The sequence below is a fragment of the Pseudomonas sp. McL0111 genome (assembly GCF_052567255.1).
In genome coordinates, this window is record NZ_CP199585.1 from 4418947 (window position 1) to 4436092 (window position 17146).

Here is a 17146-nt window from a genome sequence, read left to right on the forward strand (position 1 = left end):
CCATGCAAAACCCGGCAATGCCGGTTATTCTTGGCCCCGACTGTTACGTGTGCATCGGGGGAAGGCCAGCATGGATAAAGTCGTTTTGATCACCGGCGGCGGGCGCGGAATTGGCGCGGCTACGGCGCTGTTGGCAGCCGGGCAGGGCTATCGGATTTGCATCAACTACCAGTCAGACGAACAGGCCGCACAAGGTGTGCTGGAGCAAGTTCGCGCGTTGGGCGCGCAAGCCATTGCGGTTCGCGCTGACGTCAGTATCGAAGATGAAGTGATCGGTTTGTATCAACGTATCGACACTGAGTTAGGCCGGGTCACCGCACTGGTGAACAATGCCGGCACCGTCGGACACAAGTCGCGGGTCGATGAAATGTCTGAATTCCGCATTCTCAAAACCATGAAAACCAACGTTTTGGCGCCGATCCTTTGCGCCAAACACGCGATCCTGCGCATGTCGCCCAAACACGGTGGGCAGGGTGGCAGCATCGTCAACGTGTCTTCGGTGGCGTCGCGCCTCGGCTCGCCGAATGAGTACGTTGACTACGCAGCCTCCAAAGGCGCGCTGGATTCGTTCACCATCGGTCTGTCCAAGGAAGTGGCGGGCGAGGGGATTCGGGTCAACGCGGTGCGTCCGGGTTTTATCTACACCGACTTCCACGCGCTGAGCGGCGACCCGGATCGGGTCAGCAAGCTTGAGTCGGCAATCCCGATGGCCCGTGGCGGCCGGCCGGATGAAGTGGCGGAGGCGATTGTCTGGCTGCTGTCGGACAAGGCTTCGTATGCCACCGGGACTTTTGTTGATTTGGGTGGGGGGCGTTAGGCCCATGGATTAGGGTTGTATTGGTGGGCCCTATCGCTGGCAGGCCAGCTCCCACAGTATTTGATGTTGAACATAAATTTTGTGTACGACATCGAAACCTGTGGGAGCTGGCCTGCCAGCGATAGGGCCAGCGCAATCAACATCAAACCATCAGAACGACCGCACAATCCGCCCCAACGTCTCCATTGCCTTCTCCGAATCCTCGGTCCACGGGCTGCCATAATTCAATCGAATGCAATTTCGAAAGCGCTGGGTCGGCGAGAAAATCGGCCCCGGCGCGATGCTGATGCCTTGCGCCAAAGCCATCTGAAACAACTTCAACGAATCCATCTGCGGTGGCAGTTCCAGCCACAAGAAGTAGCCGCCCGCCGGTTGACTGACACGGGTCTGCGCCGGGAAGTAACGGGCGATGGCAGCGAGCATGGCGCTTTGCTGTTCTTCCAGCGCATAACGCAATTTGCGCAGGTGACGGTCATAGCCGCCATGTTGCAGATAGTCGGCAATCGCCGCTTGAGCCGGCATTGACGCGCACAGCGAAGTCATCAGTTTCAGGCGTTCGATTTTCTGCGCGTAGCGCCCGGCGGCGACCCAGCCGATGCGGTAGCCGGGGGCCAGGCTCTTGGCGAACGAGCCGCAATGCATCACCAATCCTTCAGTGTCGAAAGCCTTGGCCGGTTTCGGCGCTTGTTGGCCGTAATACAGCTCGGCGTAGACGTCGTCTTCGATCAATGGCACTTGATGCTTGCGCAGTAGCTCGACCAGTTCCTGTTTCTTCGCCTCGGGCATGGTTGCGCCCATCGGGTTCTGGAAACTGGTCATGCACCAGCAGGCCTTGATCGGATGCCGCTCCAGGGTTTGCGCGAGCACACCCAGATCAATGCCGTCACGCGGATGCACCGGAATTTCCACCGCTTTGAGCTTCAGGCGTTCCAGCACTTGCAGGCTGGCGTAGAACGCCGGAGCTTCGATGGCCACCAGATCGCCCGGCTCGGTCACGGCTTGCAGGCACAGGTTGAGGGCTTCGAGGGCGCCGTTGGTGATCAGCAGTTCTTCCATCGGCAACATCAGGCCGCCGACCATGTAGCGCAGAGCGATTTGTCGACGCAGTTGCGGGTTGCCCGGCGACATATCGGTGACGACCATGCGCGGGTCCATCTCGCGGGCGGCGCTGGCCAGTGATCGGGACAGGCGTTGCAGCGGGAACAGGGTCGGGCTGGGGAATGCCGAACCGAAGGGCACGGTGCTTGGGTCTTTGATCGATTCCAGCACGGAAAACACCAGTTCGCTGACATCGACTTCGGTGGAATCGCTGACGTGGCTGCTGATCACTGGCTCGGAAAACGGGCTCGGCGCGTGAGCGTTGACGAAATAGCCGGAACGCGGACGGGCGCGGATCAGGCCACGTCGCTCCAGCAGGTAATAAGCCTGGAACACCGTGGACGGGCTAACGCCGTAGGTCTGGCTGGCGTAGCGCACCGAGGGTACGCGCTGGCCGGGGCCAAGGACGCCGGAGCGGATCAGTTCAGCGATGTCTTCGGCGAATTTTTCGTAGCGTTTCATCGGTATCTCGCGATGGACTGAATTCGAATTGCTTCTGTGGCAAGGGGGTTTGTCGGATCGCCGCATCGTCCCGCTTGAGTGCGCAGCGCTCACAAGTTTTTTGGGGCCGCTTCGCAGCCCAGCGGGAGCAAGCTCCCTGGCCACAGATGATCGTAATAGCTTCAAAATGACAGCATCTTAAAGGCTCAGCGATTCATCGGCGCAACAAACCTGCTCTTGGCCACGCTATTAACCTCAGGCTCATCGCTGTCAGTCACTTTGAAGCTCAGGGTCTGCGAGCCGCTCGCCGGGCGTTCCGTGGTCATCGCCACCGATACCGGAACATCAACAATCTCGCCCGGCGCCAGGCTCAGCTCGGTCTTGCCTTGCAACTGGAAGCCGTCGCCGTCCACCAGACTGAGCTGATAGTCCTGACGTTGCTGGGTTTTGTTGATGACTTTGAGGCTGTAGATGTTTTCGATCTGGCCCTGTGCGTTTTCCCGGAACAGGCCACGGTCCTTGGTTACGTCCAGCGAAACCATCGGCCGCTCGACCAGTGCCAATGCCAGCGCGCCGATCATCAGCAACAGCACCACGGTGTAACCGATCAGTCGCGGTCGTAGCAGGTGAGTCTTGCCACCCTGCAATTCGCGCTCGGAACTGTAGCGGATCAGCCCGCGCGGGTAGTTCATTTTGTCCATGATCGAGTCACAGGCGTCGATGCACGCTGCGCAGCCGATGCATTCCATTTGCAGACCGTCGCGGATGTCGATGCCGGTCGGGCAGACCTGCACGCACAAGTGGCAGTCGATGCAATCGCCGAGGCCGGCTTCGGTCGGGCTGACGTCGCGTTTACGCGGGCCCCGGTTTTCGCCACGGGCCACGTCGTAGGAAATCGCCAGCGTGTCTTTATCGAACATCACGCTCTGGAATCGCGCATACGGGCACATGTGCATGCACACGGCTTCACGCAGCCAGCCGGCATTGATGTAGGTGGCGGCGGTGAAGAACAACACCCAGAACAGCGAAACGCCGCCGATTTGCAGGGTCAGCAGTTCTTCAGCCAAGGGGCGGATCGGGGTGAAGTAGCCGACGAAAGTCAGGCCGGTAAGCACGCTGATCGCCAGCCACAAGGTGTGCTTGGCGGCGCGCCGGGCCAGTTTGTTCAGGCTCCATGGCGCGGCTTGCAGCTTGATGCGCTGGTTGCGTTCGCCTTCGGTGATTTTCTCGCACCACATGAAAATCCACGTCCACGAACTCTGCGGGCAGGTGTAACCGCACCAGACTCGTCCGGCAAACACGGTGATCGCGAACAGGCCGAACGCGGCAATGATCAGCAGCGCCGACAGCAGGATGAAATCCTGCGGCCAGAAAGTGGCGCCGAAGATGTGGAATTTGCTTTCCGACAAGTCCCACAACACCGCCTGACGTCCGCCCCAATTCAGCCACACAGTGCCGAAAAACAGCAGAAACAGAACCCCGGTGCCGCTCATGCGCAGAGTTCGGAACAGCCCGGTAAAGCTGCGGGTGTGGATCTGGTTGTCGCTGGCTCTGGCCTTTGCCTTCATTGGGCGACCAGGAATACTTTTTATGGTTGGCGTTGCTTCTACGGTTCGGACGGGGATTTGTTCGCTCATGGTCTTTCGCTCATCAGCCTCCATCAGGCCGATGCACTATGAGCGCCGATCTGTTTGCATAACAGACTCAGCTATTTGAATAAAAAGCGTATCAGATGCGCTTTTACCCAGTCCCTGCGACAACTTGAAGCAGCCCGCCACAATGGGCGCAAACGCCTATCGCAGGCGTCTGCGCCGGGTGTTGATCAGGGTCAGTCAAATCACCGAATCACTCTCATCGGCTTTCAGATGCTTACGACCGTCAGTGGCGCCTGCTACGGTCAATGCATCGGCCTCTACTTCGGTGATGTAGATGCGCTGTCCTTCGATTTCCACCGCCGACATGGCTTTTTCGCTGTCGGTGATCACCGTCAAGTCGCCGCACAGACGGATCTGCTCGCCGTTTTCAGTGGCAAAAAAACAGGTCTGGTTTTCGATGCGTACGGTCATGGGGGCTGTCCTTTTTTCGGAGGTGTCTGAAAGGTTAGGGCGCAGCGGCGGATGATCGTTCTACGCAACCGATTAATGGTCGCTGCTGTCCATGCTCTATCGACCTCTCAGGGATCGCGCGATGAACGCCTGGTGGCAGGAAGTGCTGGACACGCTACAACAAGAATTTGCCGACATCGGCGATGCCTCGCAATTGACGCGGATTACCGTGCGGTTGCTGATGGCGGCGGTGCTGGGCGGGATTCTCGGCTTTGAACGTGAACACAAGGGCAAGGCTGCCGGGGTGCGTACGCACATGCTGGTGGCGCTCGGCGCGGCGTTGTTTGTGATGGTGCCGCAGGTGTCAGGCGCACAGGCTGACGCGATGAGTCGGGTGGTGCAGGGGGTGATTGCCGGTATCGGCTTTCTTGGTGCCGGCACCATCCTGAAGAATCACGAAGGTGACGAGGGCCACGTCAAAGGCCTGACCACCGCCGCCGGATTGTGGATGACCGCCGCCATTGGCGTGGCGGCCGGGTTGGGTAAAGAGGCGACGGCGTTGCTCAGTACGTTGCTGGCACTGGGGGTTTTCAGCGTGATGCCCCGGATCGTCAAACTCTTCGAAAAAGATCAGGAATGACACATAAGTCCTGTAGCTAAAGATCAAAAGATCGCTGCCTCGTTTCACTCGTGAGTTCCTGCAGGGGTTCTGCAGGAACTGCGGAAGGCTGCGATCTTTTGATTTTGCTTTGGGTAGTCAGACGATGACCGGGGGCATGGTGGTTGGGGGTTCTTCTTTTGGTGGCGGCGTGGTTCCAGGCGGCTCCTGTTCCGGGATCGGCTGCGGTTCGGTCTCGGGCAAGGTGGGTTTGTCGATGTTCGGATCAGGCGTTTCCGCCGGGATCGGGATATTCATCTGATGACCTCCGTGTGGCACATGGCGTGAGAAGTGCTTAAGTGGATTGACCACTTGATGACGAATTCGATCCGCTTTTATCCGCAGGCAAATCCCCGTGAACTTTTCCCCGCGCTGGTCGCTCGGAAACTAAGTGAGTTCATCCCGGGGCGGCTGCTTCGTTGTGAACACTGATCCGGCACAAGAGCGTCCTTGGGGCGTTAAGGAGAGATGCTCGATGACTGCTGAAAAACCCTCAGAGCTGAGCTACAACCCGCACATGCCGCTGTCGCAGGCGTTGCTGTTGCCGCGCATCGTGATCGAAAACACCATGCCGACCCTCGATGGCGGGCAGTTCGCAGTCAAAGCCGTCGTCGGCCGCGAAATCGTGGTCACCAGCAAAGTCTTCGCTGACGGTCACGACAAACTGGCGGTGCGCATCCGCTGGCGTGACGGTGTCGATGACACCTGGCACAGCGAGGTCATGAGCGATCAAGGCAATAACGGCTGGGCAGGGCGTTTTCGCCCTGAGGTGCAGGGCAGATATGTGTTCTGTATCGAAGCGTGGATCGACCATTTCGCCAGTTTCCAGTACGAACTGGAAAAGAAACACAGCGCAGCGGTTCCGGTTTCTCTGGAGCTGCAAGAAGGTCGCACGATGGTGCAACAGGCCGCCGAGCGCAGTGACGGTCAGCTCAGCGAACAACTGGCTGCGCTGCATCAAAAATTGTCCGGGTTGCTCGAAACCGAGCAGGTCGCGCTGTTCTTGCACTCGCACAGTGCGCAACTGATGGCCGAGGCCGATCACCGCGCCTACTTGAGCCTGAGCGCCGAATTCCCGGTGGACGTCGAGCGCGAACTGGCGGAATTCGCCAGTTGGTACGAACTGTTTCCCCGTTCGATCACCGACGATCCCCACCGTCACGGCACCTTTAATGACGTGCATTCACGGCTGCCGATGATTCAGGACATGGGCTTCGACGTGCTGTACTTCACGCCGATTCACCCGATTGGCCGCAGCCATCGCAAGGGCCGCAATAATTCCCTGATTGCCGGGCCCGATGGTCCGGGCAGTCCTTACGCGATCGGCAGCGAGGAGGGTGGACACGAAGCGATCCACTCGCAACTCGGTACCCGCGAAGACTTCCGCCGCCTGGTGGCCGCTGCCGCCGAGCATGGTCTGGAAATCGCCCTCGACTTTGCCATCCAGTGTTCCCAGGACCATCCGTGGCTCAAGCAGCATCCGGGCTGGTTCAACTGGCGGCCGGACGGCACGATCAAATACGCGGAAAACCCGCCGAAGAAATATCAGGACATCGTCAACGTCGACTTCTATGCGCCGGACTCAATTCCGAGCCTGTGGGTCGAGCTGCGCGACATCGTCGTCGGCTGGGTCACAGAAGGCGTGAAGATTTTTCGCGTCGACAACCCGCACACCAAACCGCTGCCGTTCTGGCAATGGCTGATCGCTGATGTTCGGGCAAAACATCCGGAGGTGATGTTCCTCGCCGAGGCGTTTACCACGCCGGCAATGATGGCGCGTCTGGGCAAGGTGGGTTACAGCCAGAGCTACACCTATTTCACCTGGCGCAATACCAAGGCCGAGCTGGCGGAATACTTCACTGAACTCAATCAGTCGCCGTGGCGCGAGTGCTACCGGCCGAACTTCTTCGTCAATACACCTGACATCAACCCGGCGTTCCTGCATGAGTCAGGGCGCCCGGGATTTCTCATTCGGGCGGCGCTGGCGACCATGGGCTCCGGCCTGTGGGGCATGTATTCCGGGTATGAACTGTGTGAGGCCGCGCCGGTACCGGGCAAAGAGGAATACCTCGACTCGGAGAAATACGAGATCCGTGTCCGCGACTTCAATGCCCCCGGCAACATCATCGCCGAGATCGCCCAGCTCAACCGCATCCGTCGGCAGAACCCGGCGTTGCACACTCACTTGGGGCTGAAAATCTACAACGCCTGGAACGACAACATTCTGTATTTCGGCAAGCGCAGCGCCGATGGCAGCAATTTCATTCTGGTGGCAGTCAACCTTGACCCGCGTAACGTGCAGGAGGCGAATTTCGAACTGCCGCTGTGGGAAATGGGCCTGTCGGATGACGCGACCACCCACGGCGAAGACTTGATGAACGGCCATCGCTGGGACTGGCACGGCAAGTACCAGTTCATGCGGATAGATCCGTCGTATCAGCCGTTCGGGATTTGGCGAATTACCGCGTCATAAACCCTGCACCGAACATTGTGGCGAGGGGATTTATCCCCGTTGGGCTGCGAAGCGGCCCCGCTTTTTTCAGCTGTCCCGAGTTGTCTGAATTGACGACTGCTGCGCAGCCGAACGGGGATAAATCCCCTCGCCACAGGGTTTATCCGTGTGGCTTCAGAGAATTGAACAGGAGTTTCACATGGCGAAGAAACCCAAGTCAGCCACCTTCATCAAAGACCCGCTCTGGTACAAGGACGCGGTGATTTATCAGGTTCACGTCAAATCGTTTTTCGACTCCAACAATGACGGTATCGGCGACTTTCCAGGCCTGATCGCCAAGCTCGATTACATCGCCGAACTCGGCGTCAACACCATCTGGCTGCTGCCGTTCTACCCATCGCCACGCCGCGACGACGGCTACGACATCGCCGAATACCGTGGAGTGCACAGCGATTACGGAACCATGGCCGACGCCAAGCGCTTCATCGCCGAAGCGCACAAACGCGGCTTACGGGTAATCACCGAGCTGGTGATCAACCATACATCGGACCAACACCCGTGGTTCCAGCGTGCGCGCAAAGCCAAACCCGGCTCGGCGGCGCGGGATTTCTATGTGTGGTCGGATAACGATCAGAAATACGACGGCACGCGGATCATTTTCCTCGACACCGAAAAGTCCAACTGGACCTGGGACCCGGTCGCCGGCCAATACTTCTGGCACCGCTTCTATTCGCATCAACCGGACTTGAACTTCGACAACCCGCAAGTGATGAAAGCTGTGCTGTCGGTAATGCGTTACTGGCTGGACATGGGCATCGACGGCTTGCGGCTGGATGCGATCCCGTACCTGATCGAGCGCGACGGCACCAACAACGAAAACCTTCCGGAAACCCACGACGTCCTCAAGCAGATCCGTGCCGAAATCGACGCCAACTATCCCGATCGCATGCTGCTGGCCGAGGCCAACCAGTGGCCGGAAGACACCCAGCTGTACTTCGGTGACACCGATGCCGCTGGCGAGAATGGCGACGAATGCCACATGGCTTTTCACTTCCCGCTGATGCCAAGGATGTACATGGCGTTGGCGCAGGAAGATCGTTTCCCGATCACCGATATTCTGCGCCAGACCCCGGAAATCCCGGCCAATTGCCAATGGGCGATCTTCCTGCGCAACCACGATGAGCTGACCCTGGAAATGGTCACCGACAAGGAGCGCGACTACCTGTGGAATTACTACGCCGCTGACCGGCGTGCGCGGATCAATCTCGGTATTCGTCGGCGTCTGGCGCCATTGATGGAGCGCGACCGTCGTCGCGTCGAGCTGCTCAATAGCCTGTTGCTGTCGATGCCTGGCACGCCGACCCTGTATTACGGTGATGAAATCGGCATGGGCGACAACATCTACCTTGGCGACCGCGATGGCGTGCGTACGCCGATGCAATGGTCGATCGACCGCAACGGCGGTTTCTCTCGCGCCGATCCGGCGAGTCTGGTGCTGCCGCCGATCATGGACCCGCAATACGGTTACCTGTCGGTCAACGTCGAAACCCAGGCTGGCGATCCGCATTCGTTGCTCAACTGGACGCGGCGCATGCTCGCGGTGCGCAAGCAATCCAAGGCGTTCGGGCGTGGCACGCTGAAAATGCTCTCGCCGAGCAATCGGCGGATTCTCGCTTATACCCGCGAATTCACCGACGCTGATGGCAAGCACGAAATCATTCTCTGCGTGGCCAACGTCTCGCGCAGCGCGCAAGCGGCGGAACTCGATCTGTCGGCCTACGTCGGTATGGTTCCGGTGGAGATGCTCGGCGGCAATGCATTCCCGCCAATTGGCCAGCTGAATTTCCTGCTGACTCTGGCGCCGTACGGTTTCTATTGGTTCGCGCTGGCGGCGGAAAACCAGATGCCGAGCTGGCACGTCGAACCGGCGCAGAGCCTGCCGGACTTCACCACGCTGGTACTGAAAAAACGCATGGAAGAACTGCTCGAAGCGCCGTCACGCTCGACGCTGGAGCAGGGCATTCTGCCGAGCTGGTTGCAAAATCGCCGCTGGTTTGCCGGCAAGGATGCGGGTATCGACAAGGTGCATGTGGCTTACGGCGTGCGCTTTGGCGATGCGCAGCATCCGGTGCTGCTCAGTGAAATCGAAGTCACCAGCGGCGGGCAGGTCAGTCGTTATCAACTGCCATTCGGCTTTATCGCCGAAGATCAGGTCGGTCCGGCCTTGCCGCAGCAACTGGCGTTGTCCCGTGTCCGCCGCGTACGGCAGGTCGGTTTGATCACCGATGCGTTCAGCCTCGAATCGTTTATCCGCGCCGTGTTGCAAGGCATGCAAGCCAACACCGTGCTGTCGTCGAGCGAAGGCGATATCCGTTTCGAACCGACGCCGCTGCTTGAGGAACTCGGTCTCGGCACAGAGTCGGAAGTGCGCTATCTGTCGGCCGAGCAATCGAACAGTTCGGTGGTGATCGGCAATAGCCTGGTGCTGAAACTGATCCGTAAAGTCGCCTCCGGGGTGCACCCGGAACTGGAGATGAGCGCTTATCTGACTGAGGCCGGTTTTGCCAATATTTCGCCGCTGCTCGGTTCGGTGGTTCGTCGCGATGCCAAGGGCGAAGACAATCTGCTGATGATTGCCCAAGGCTATCTGAGCAATCAGGGCGATGCCTGGGAGTGGACGCAGAACAACCTCGAACGCGCCTTGCGTGATGAACTGGCGGACGCCATGTCCGAGCAGGAACAGCATTACAACGCGCTGGGCGAGTTGAAGGATTTTGCCGGAATGCTCGGCCAGCGCCTTGGTGAAATGCATCAGGTGCTCGCTGCATCAACCGATAACCCGGACTTTGCCCCGCAAGTCACCAGCGCCAAGGATGCACAGGCGTCCGGCAAGGATGTCGCGGCGCAGGTCGAGCATGCGTTGAAACTGCTCAAGCAGCATCAGGGCACTCTCGGCGCAGCGGATCAGAATCTGGTCACACGCCTGCTCGACAACAAAAAAACCATCCTCAGCCATGTGCAGGATCTGGCGAAGAAAGCCGTCGGCGGCTTGCGCATTCGCGTCCACGGCGACCTGCATCTGGGGCAAGTGCTGGTGATCAAGGGCGATGCCTATCTGATCGATTTCGAGGGTGAACCGGCGCGGCCATTGTCCGAACGTCGTGGCAAGCACAGCCCGTACAAGGATGTCAGCGGCGTGCTGCGTTCATTCGATTACGCGGCAGCGATGACCATCAACGTGCACAACGTCGATCACAGTTCCGAGTCTGAGGCGGCGCGTCAGCGGGTTGCCGAACGCTACTTGCGTGAAGCGCGTGAGGCATTTGTCGAAGCATATCGCCGGGCAGCAACTAGTCTAGAGCATGCCTGGCAAGATCCTGAAGGTGCCGACGCCGCGCTTGCGTTGTTCGGTCTGGAGAAGGCGGCCTATGAAGTGGCCTATGAAGCCGAAAATCGCCCGACGTGGCTGCCCGTGCCGTTGCACGGTTTGTATGGGTTATTGAGGGGGCTTAAACCCTTTTCCGATCTTGGTGGAGAGTAGTCATGAGCTGGTCAAACAAAGAACACTCGAACAAGGAACAGGGGCAAGCCAAAGAAGCCTTGCTGCCGACGCCAAAAGATATCGACGCGTTGGTTCGCGCTGAACATCACGACCCGTTTTCCATCCTCGGCCCGCATGACGACGGTGCCGGCGGGCAGTTCATTCGCGCCTATTTACCCGGTGCGTTGAGCGTGGTGGTACTCGACAAGGACAGCGGCGAAGAGCGCGGCGCGCTGGAGCAGAGCGAAACCCCGGGACTGTTTGTCGGGCACTTCGATCAGGCGCGACCTTATGTGCTGCGCACGCGCTGGGCCGGTGGCGAACAAGTCGCGGAAGATCCTTACAGCTTTGGTCAGTTGCTCGGTGAAATGGATTTGTATCTGTTCGCCGAGGGCAATCACCGCGACCTGAGCAGTTGCCTCGGCGCGCAACTGCAAACCATCGACGGCGTTGACGGCGTGCGTTTCGCCGTGTGGGCGCCGAATGCGCGGCGGGTGTCGGTGGTCGGGGATTTCAACGTCTGGGACGGCCGCCGCCATCCGATGCGGCTGCGCCATCCGTCCGGCGTCTGGGAGCTGTTCATCCCGCGCCTGCAAGCAGGGGAGTTGTACAAATACGAAATTCTCGGCGCCCACGGCATCCTGCCGTTGAAGGCAGACCCGATGGCGCTGGCCACCAGCCTGCCACCAGACACCGCCTCGAAAGTCGCCGCGCCATTGCAGATCGACTGGCAGGATCAGGACTGGATGGCCGGCCGTCATGAACGGCAAAGCCACACCGCGCCATTGTCGATCTACGAGTTGCATGCCGGTTCCTGGCAATGCGAGCTTGATGACCTCGGTGAAGTCGCCCGGCAATACACTTGGCCGGAGCTGGCCGAGCGGCTGATTCCTTACGTGAAGGAGCTGGGTTTTACTCACATCGAACTGATGCCGATCATGGAACACCCGTTTGGCGGTTCGTGGGGTTATCAGCTGCTGTCACAATTCGCACCGAGTGCGCGTTATGGCACGCCGGAGCAGTTTGGCGAATTCATCAACGCCTGCCATAGGGCCGATATCGGGGTGATTCTGGATTGGGTGCCGGCGCATTTTCCGACCGACACCCACGGTCTGGCGCAATTCGATGGCACTGCGCTGTACGAGTATGGCAACCCGCTGGAGGGTTTCCATCAGGACTGGGACACGCTGATTTACAACCTCGGCCGCACCGAAGTTCACGGCTACATGCTCGCCTCGGCGTTGCACTGGCTGAAGCATTTTCATATCGATGGGCTGCGGGTTGATGCGGTGGCCTCAATGCTTTATCGCGACTATTCGCGCAAGGCTGGCGAATGGGTGCCGAACCGCCATGGCGGACGTGAGAACCTTGAAGCCATCGACTTCCTGCGGCACTTGAACGACGTGGTGGCGCTTGAGGCACCGGGCGCGCTGGTGATTGCCGAAGAATCCACGGCGTGGCCGGGCGTCAGCCAGAGTACGCAGCAGGGCGGGTTGGGTTTTGCCTACAAGTGGAACATGGGCTGGATGCACGATTCGCTGCATTACATTCAGCAGGACCCGGTATACCGCGCGCATCATCACAACGAGTTGAGTTTCGGCCTGGTGTACGCCTGGTCCGAGCGTTTCATCCTGCCGATTTCCCATGATGAAGTGGTACACGGCAAGCATTCGCTGATCGACAAGATGCCTGGCGACCGCTGGCAGAAATTCGCCAACCTGCGAGCGTATCTGAGCTTCATGTGGACCCATCCCGGCAAGAAGCTGCTGTTCATGGGTTGCGAGTTCGGCCAGTGGCGCGAGTGGAATCATGATCAGCAACTGGATTGGTATCTGCTGCAGTATTCAGAACACAAAGGCGTGCAGAAACTGGTTGGCGACCTCAATCGGCTGTACCGCGAAGAGCCGGCGTTGCATGAGCAGGATGATGCGCCGCAGGGCTTTCAGTGGTTGATTGGTGATGATGCGATCAACAGCGTTTATGCGTGGTTGCGCTGGAGCAAGGATGGCAAACCGGTGCTGGTGGTGGCCAACTTCACGCCAGTGCCGCGTCAGGCGTATCGGGTCGGCGTGCCGTTTGCCGGGCGCTGGACGGAATTGCTCAACAGTGATGCCGATACTTATGCCGGTTCCAATTATGGCAATGGCGGCGGGGCGTTTACCGAAGACGTGGCGAGCCATGGGCAGTCGCTGTCGCTGGAACTGAATCTACCGCCGCTGGCAGTGTTGATCCTCAAACCTGAATAAACGTAAACCTGTGGGAGCGAGCGTGCTCGCGAAGGCGGTGTGTCAGTTGATACATAAATTGACTGACAAAATGCCTTCGCGAGCAAGCTCGCTCCCACAGAGTTTATTTTGATTTACTCACCAACGCATCCACACCCCGAGGCTGCCGATCAGCCCGTTCAGATCGTTGTCATCGGCAGTAAATCAGGCGGTGCAAGCGTCTGTTTTTCTGCATATATCCAAGCCATTGTTTGTATGAGGAAACACTGCAAACGTTCTGACGGCCTACCAACTGATTCGAATCCCGAGGTTGCCGACCACGCCGCGCTGCTCATTGCTGTCAATATTGCGGCTGTAATCGGTGCTGGCGTAGACGCTGACGGCGCGGTCGAGGGTGAGAATGACGCCGAGGCCGACGTCAGCAGTCGAGGACTTTTGCTCGGTACTGATCACATCGGCATCACCAAAAGTCACCGAATCTGTGCCGGAAAAGGTGTGCCACAGGTTGGCACGCAGATACGGTTCCAGCGGCAGACCGTTGACCTGATAGTTGGCCTTGAGCCGTGCGCCGAGGCGACCGGTCCAGGAGCCGTCGGAATCGAACGAGACTTTCGAGATACCGTCGTTCTGGGTATCGAGGGAGATTTTCTGGTGGATGACCTGAGCCTGCGGTTCGAGCACCCAGGTGTCATTCAGCGCGAACGGATAACCGGCTTCCGCTGACAGGGTCACGGCATGGCCCCGGTTGTCCAGTTTCAGGCCGCGATCCGAACGATTGTCGCCGTCGAAACGCGTGCCCATCGCCACGGTGTCGATGTACCAGCCGTGCGGATCGATCAGCGTCCAGTACAGGCCGTAGCTGTCGCCTTCGAGTTTGATCTTGCCGGCGCTGTTGTCTTCAAAACCTTCGTTGAAGCCGTCGACATCGCCTTGCAGTCGACTGTGGCCGACGAAGAAACCGATGCGTTGAGTCTGGCCGCCGGAGGTCGCCGCGCTGTACAGATCGTTGCCGACCTGAAACCCGTTGAGCGAACCGTCGAGGCGCGGGGTAACGGTGCCGGCCCAGGTTTGTTCGAGGTTCTTGCCGTAGACCCGGCCCCATCCTGCGCCGAACGCGCCGGTTTCGGTGAGCAGGCGCTGATCGCCCTGACGGTCATGAAAGGTGCCGAGAGCATTGAGTGTCAGTTGCGCGGCAGCGGGCGGTAACACTGACCAGGTGGGTACTTCCGGACGATACAGCGGGATCGGTTCTGCTCCCGGCACGGCCGCAGGAAGCACTGGAATCACCGCAACGGCGACTGGCGGTGCAGGTTGCCCCGGGGTTGTCGGTGCGCTGGCAGGACTGATGGCGGCGGCCACTGGCGTAGCCACGACGGGTACCAGAATCGGCGGAAGTGTCGGGTCGGGATTGGGCACGCTAACGGTCTGTGGCGCAACGACGGCTGAGCGCAAGTACCAGCTGTTTTCCGTGCCGGCGGTGACCCCACCCTTGAACAGATAATAATCGTAGGCACCCGCAGACACCGGGCCGTTCAGCGTGAACGCGCTGTTGTTGCTGACGGTGCTGCCTTGAGCCTGCACCAACTGGATGCCGTTGACCTGAGTCAACCCGCCGAGGCCGCCGAGATTGCTTACGGTGATCGCAGTCGCCCCGCTCAGGCTGCCGTTATTGACCACCAGTTTGTCGCTCGGCGAGTCATCACCGCCGACCACGCTTTGCAGCAGTAATCGGCCGTTGTTGCCGACGTAGTTGCCTTGCACGGTCAGTGTGTCGTTGGTGTTGCTATTACCGCGAGTCAGATCAATCGTGCCGGCGTTGTTCAGTGTCACCGCTTGCCCGGCGACTGCGGAGGAAACGGCGCCCTGGGTGGAAAACAGCGAACTGCTGGCATCGACATTCAACGTGCCGCTGCCACTGGCTGCATCCCCGAGCACCAGACTGCCCGAGCCCAGATCCATTTGTGAGCCGTTGTTCAGGTTGACCGTTTCCCAGTTGGTGAAGCGGCCGGGCAGTGCGGTGATGGTGTGGTCGAAGGTCAGTAAATCATTGCCTGCGCCGCCATCAACGTTCGGCGTCAGCGCGAGGATGCTGTCGTCGAGATTGCGCAGGGTGGCGCTGTCATTGCCATCGCCCATCAGAATTGCCGAGCGAATGATCCCGCCGCCGTCCCACACCAGCGTGTCATCGCCGACACTGGCGCGGATTTCGCCGACGATTTCCCCGCCGGTCACGGTGATGCTGTCGTTGCCGCCGCTGACGCTGATATTGCCGCCGATACGGCCGCCGGAGACGATGATGGTATCGGCGCCGAAACCGGTCACCAGATTGCCGATGATCTGGCCGCCGGACATGTCGAAGATGTTGTTGTCGAGTTTCATGTCGACCCGGCCAATTGTGCCGCCGGTCATCCGGGCAACATCGCCGTCTTCGAATGCGCCAACGATGGTGCCGCCAGTCATCAGGAACGTGTCGCGGCCATCGCCTTGAGCAAGCGAACCGATCGAACCGCCACTCATGACGAAATCATCAATGCCAGCGCCCTGGCTGACAGCCCCGGTGATGATCCCGGAGGCGATGTTGACGCTGTCGGCACCCGCACCAAACGTCACGCTGCCGTTGATTCGACCGGTGCCGTTGGTGGGAAGAGTCAGGCTGTTGTTGCCTGCCAGATCGGTCAGTGAACCGCTGGTGCCGCTATCGCAGGTAAACGAGTCATTACCGGGCCCGGGCACTAGCGTACAGGCTGCGTATGCCGGCGAACTGAACACAAGGAGTACCGAAGCGGGGAGGAAAAGAGCGCTCGGCAGAATTCGCAAGGACAGGACGGATCGCTTCATGACGGAAATTCCCTACTTCAATTCAGGGGAATTCATCCTTGAAACTCCGTCGGATCTACAGCTAACGAGTTACGTGAAGTCCGTACCCTAACGGATTGAAAGCGCTATTCCTTAGAGCTTTTTAAGGTGTAGATGGTTTTTCCGCAGGCGGGGGCGTGACTGACGAACGGTTCTGTCAAAACCGCAATTAAAGATGCACTTCAACCGCCAGCGGCAAATGGTCAGAAAGATGAGTCCACGGCTTGTTGCCAAGGATCTGCGGGTCGTGGCTGCTGGCGTTGCGCAGGTAGATCCGGTCCAGTCGCAGCAATGGGAAACGCGCCGGATAAGTCTTGGCCGGGCGCCCATGATGGCGTTCGAAAGCTTCATGCAGATAGTCGCGGCGGGCAAGGGCAGTATTGCCCTGCAACTGCCAGTCGTTGAAGTCGCCGGCAATAATTACCGGGGCGTTATCCGGCAGCGATTCAAGCAACTGGCAGAGCAACTCCAGTTGTAGCTGCCGGTGACTTTCCAGAAGACTCAGATGCACGCAGATCGCGTGGACTTCGGCATGCCCCGGCACATCCAGTACGCAGTGCAGCAGACCCCGGCGTTCGGGGCCGGTGATCGAAACATCGAGGTTACGGAATTCGCGAATCGGGTACTTGGACAGCAGTGCATTGCCGTGATGGCCATCGGGATAGACCGCGTTGCGCCCATAGGCGAAGTCGCTCCACATGCTGTCTGCGAGAAACTCGTATTGCGAAGTCTGCGGCCACTCGTTGTAGCGGTTGGAGTGGCTTTCGTGTTCGCCGACCACTTCCTGCAAAAACACCAGATCTGCCGACGTGCTGCGTACCGCTTCGCGCAGCTCGGGGAGGATGAAGCGCCGGTTCAGCGCGGTGAAGCCCTTATGGGTATTGACCGTCAGCACGCGCAGGCGATGGACGACTGAGGCATCGACAGCATGACGCTCGGGATCGCTGGACACGTTGGCTCCTCTGAATCGGGGTGGCTTATTCATGCGACTGATCCCGGCGACCGCAGTTCAC

General features: G+C 59.3%; 11 protein-coding genes. 5 read left to right on the forward strand and 6 right to left on the reverse strand.

Annotation, left to right across the window (positions count from 1 at the left end; genetic code table 11):
• The first annotated feature begins 70 nt into the window (after window positions 1–70).
• The gene (locus tag ACTWLJ_RS20185; RefSeq protein WP_445178168.1) at window positions 71–817 is read left to right on the forward strand and encodes an SDR family oxidoreductase; all 747 of its coding nucleotides are present in this window, start codon (window positions 71–73) and stop codon (window positions 815–817) included.
• A gap of 150 nt (window positions 818–967) precedes the next feature.
• Here ACTWLJ_RS20185 and mapR read toward each other — a convergent pair whose 3' ends face one another.
• From mapR to ACTWLJ_RS20200, 3 genes are all read right to left on the reverse strand, one after another.
• The gene (mapR, locus tag ACTWLJ_RS20190) at window positions 968–2377 is read right to left on the reverse strand and encodes a GntR family transcriptional regulator MpaR (RefSeq protein ID WP_445178169.1); all 1410 of its coding nucleotides are present in this window, start codon (window positions 2375–2377) and stop codon (window positions 968–970) included.
• A gap of 185 nt (window positions 2378–2562) precedes the next feature.
• Entirely contained in the window at window positions 2563–3993 is a 1431-nt protein-coding gene (ccoG, locus tag ACTWLJ_RS20195) for a cytochrome c oxidase accessory protein CcoG (RefSeq protein ID WP_445178170.1), read from the reverse strand.
• 195 nt (window positions 3994–4188) lie between these two features.
• Window positions 4189–4422: a DUF3203 family protein gene (locus ACTWLJ_RS20200; RefSeq protein ID WP_445178171.1), complete on the reverse strand. Its 234-nt coding sequence runs from the start codon at window positions 4420–4422 to the stop codon at window positions 4189–4191.
• Window positions 4423–4543: 121 nt separating this feature from the next.
• On the opposite strand from ACTWLJ_RS20200, the gene ACTWLJ_RS20205 reads away from it, so the two are divergent.
• Window positions 4544–5041 carry an MgtC/SapB family protein gene (locus tag ACTWLJ_RS20205; RefSeq protein ID WP_445178172.1) on the forward strand — a complete coding sequence of 166 codons (498 nt, stop codon included), beginning with the start codon at window positions 4544–4546 and terminating at the stop codon, window positions 5039–5041.
• A 117-nt stretch (window positions 5042–5158) separates the two neighbouring features.
• Here ACTWLJ_RS20205 and ACTWLJ_RS20210 read toward each other — a convergent pair whose 3' ends face one another.
• The gene (locus ACTWLJ_RS20210; RefSeq protein WP_003224520.1) at window positions 5159–5317 is read right to left on the reverse strand and encodes a hypothetical protein; all 159 of its coding nucleotides are present in this window, start codon (window positions 5315–5317) and stop codon (window positions 5159–5161) included.
• A 217-nt stretch (window positions 5318–5534) separates the two neighbouring features.
• Here ACTWLJ_RS20210 and ACTWLJ_RS20215 point away from each other — a divergent pair, with 217 nt between their 5' ends.
• The 3 genes from ACTWLJ_RS20215 (at window position 5535) to glgB (ending at window position 13298) form a co-directional block, all read left to right on the forward strand.
• Window positions 5535–7532 (forward strand): maltotransferase domain-containing protein, encoded by a 1998-nt coding sequence (locus ACTWLJ_RS20215; protein WP_445178173.1) that lies wholly within the window; start codon window positions 5535–5537, stop codon window positions 7530–7532.
• Window positions 7533–7710: 178 nt separating this feature from the next.
• Window positions 7711–11052, forward strand: a complete 3342-nt coding sequence (gene treS / locus ACTWLJ_RS20220) for a maltose alpha-D-glucosyltransferase (RefSeq protein ID WP_445178174.1) — start codon at window positions 7711–7713, stop codon at window positions 11050–11052.
• Window positions 11053–11054: 2 nt separating this feature from the next.
• Window positions 11055–13298 (forward strand): 1,4-alpha-glucan branching protein GlgB, encoded by a 2244-nt coding sequence (gene glgB, locus ACTWLJ_RS20225; protein ID WP_445178175.1) that lies wholly within the window; start codon window positions 11055–11057, stop codon window positions 13296–13298.
• 264 nt (window positions 13299–13562) lie between these two features.
• On the opposite strand, the gene ACTWLJ_RS20230 is transcribed toward glgB, so the two are convergent.
• Window positions 13563–16115: an autotransporter outer membrane beta-barrel domain-containing protein gene (locus tag ACTWLJ_RS20230; RefSeq protein ID WP_445178176.1), complete on the reverse strand. Its 2553-nt coding sequence runs from the start codon at window positions 16113–16115 to the stop codon at window positions 13563–13565.
• A 187-nt stretch (window positions 16116–16302) separates the two neighbouring features.
• The gene (locus ACTWLJ_RS20235; RefSeq protein WP_445178177.1) at window positions 16303–17085 is read right to left on the reverse strand and encodes an endonuclease/exonuclease/phosphatase family protein; all 783 of its coding nucleotides are present in this window, start codon (window positions 17083–17085) and stop codon (window positions 16303–16305) included.
• Between the last annotated feature and the right edge of the window lie 61 nt (window positions 17086–17146).

Excerpts from the sequence above, each read along its gene's own strand:
- mapR (WP_445178169.1), bottom strand. The coding sequence starts at position 2,377 with ATGAAACGCTACGAAAAATTCGCCGAAGACATCGCTGAACTGATCCGC.
- ACTWLJ_RS20185 (WP_445178168.1), top strand. The coding sequence starts at position 71 with ATGGATAAAGTCGTTTTGATCACCGGCGGCGGGCGCGGAATTGGCGCG.
- ACTWLJ_RS20230 (WP_445178176.1), bottom strand. The coding sequence starts at position 16,115 with ATGAAGCGATCCGTCCTGTCCTTGCGAATTCTGCCGAGCGCTCTTTTC.
- ACTWLJ_RS20205 (WP_445178172.1), top strand. The coding sequence starts at position 4,544 with ATGAACGCCTGGTGGCAGGAAGTGCTGGACACGCTACAACAAGAATTT.
- ccoG (WP_445178170.1), bottom strand. The coding sequence starts at position 3,993 with ATGAGCGAACAAATCCCCGTCCGAACCGTAGAAGCAACGCCAACCATA.
- ACTWLJ_RS20210 (WP_003224520.1), bottom strand. The coding sequence starts at position 5,317 with ATGAATATCCCGATCCCGGCGGAAACGCCTGATCCGAACATCGACAAA.
- ACTWLJ_RS20215 (WP_445178173.1), top strand. The coding sequence starts at position 5,535 with ATGACTGCTGAAAAACCCTCAGAGCTGAGCTACAACCCGCACATGCCG.
- treS (WP_445178174.1), top strand. The coding sequence starts at position 7,711 with ATGGCGAAGAAACCCAAGTCAGCCACCTTCATCAAAGACCCGCTCTGG.
- glgB (WP_445178175.1), top strand. The coding sequence starts at position 11,055 with ATGAGCTGGTCAAACAAAGAACACTCGAACAAGGAACAGGGGCAAGCC.
- ACTWLJ_RS20200 (WP_445178171.1), bottom strand. The coding sequence starts at position 4,422 with ATGACCGTACGCATCGAAAACCAGACCTGTTTTTTTGCCACTGAAAAC.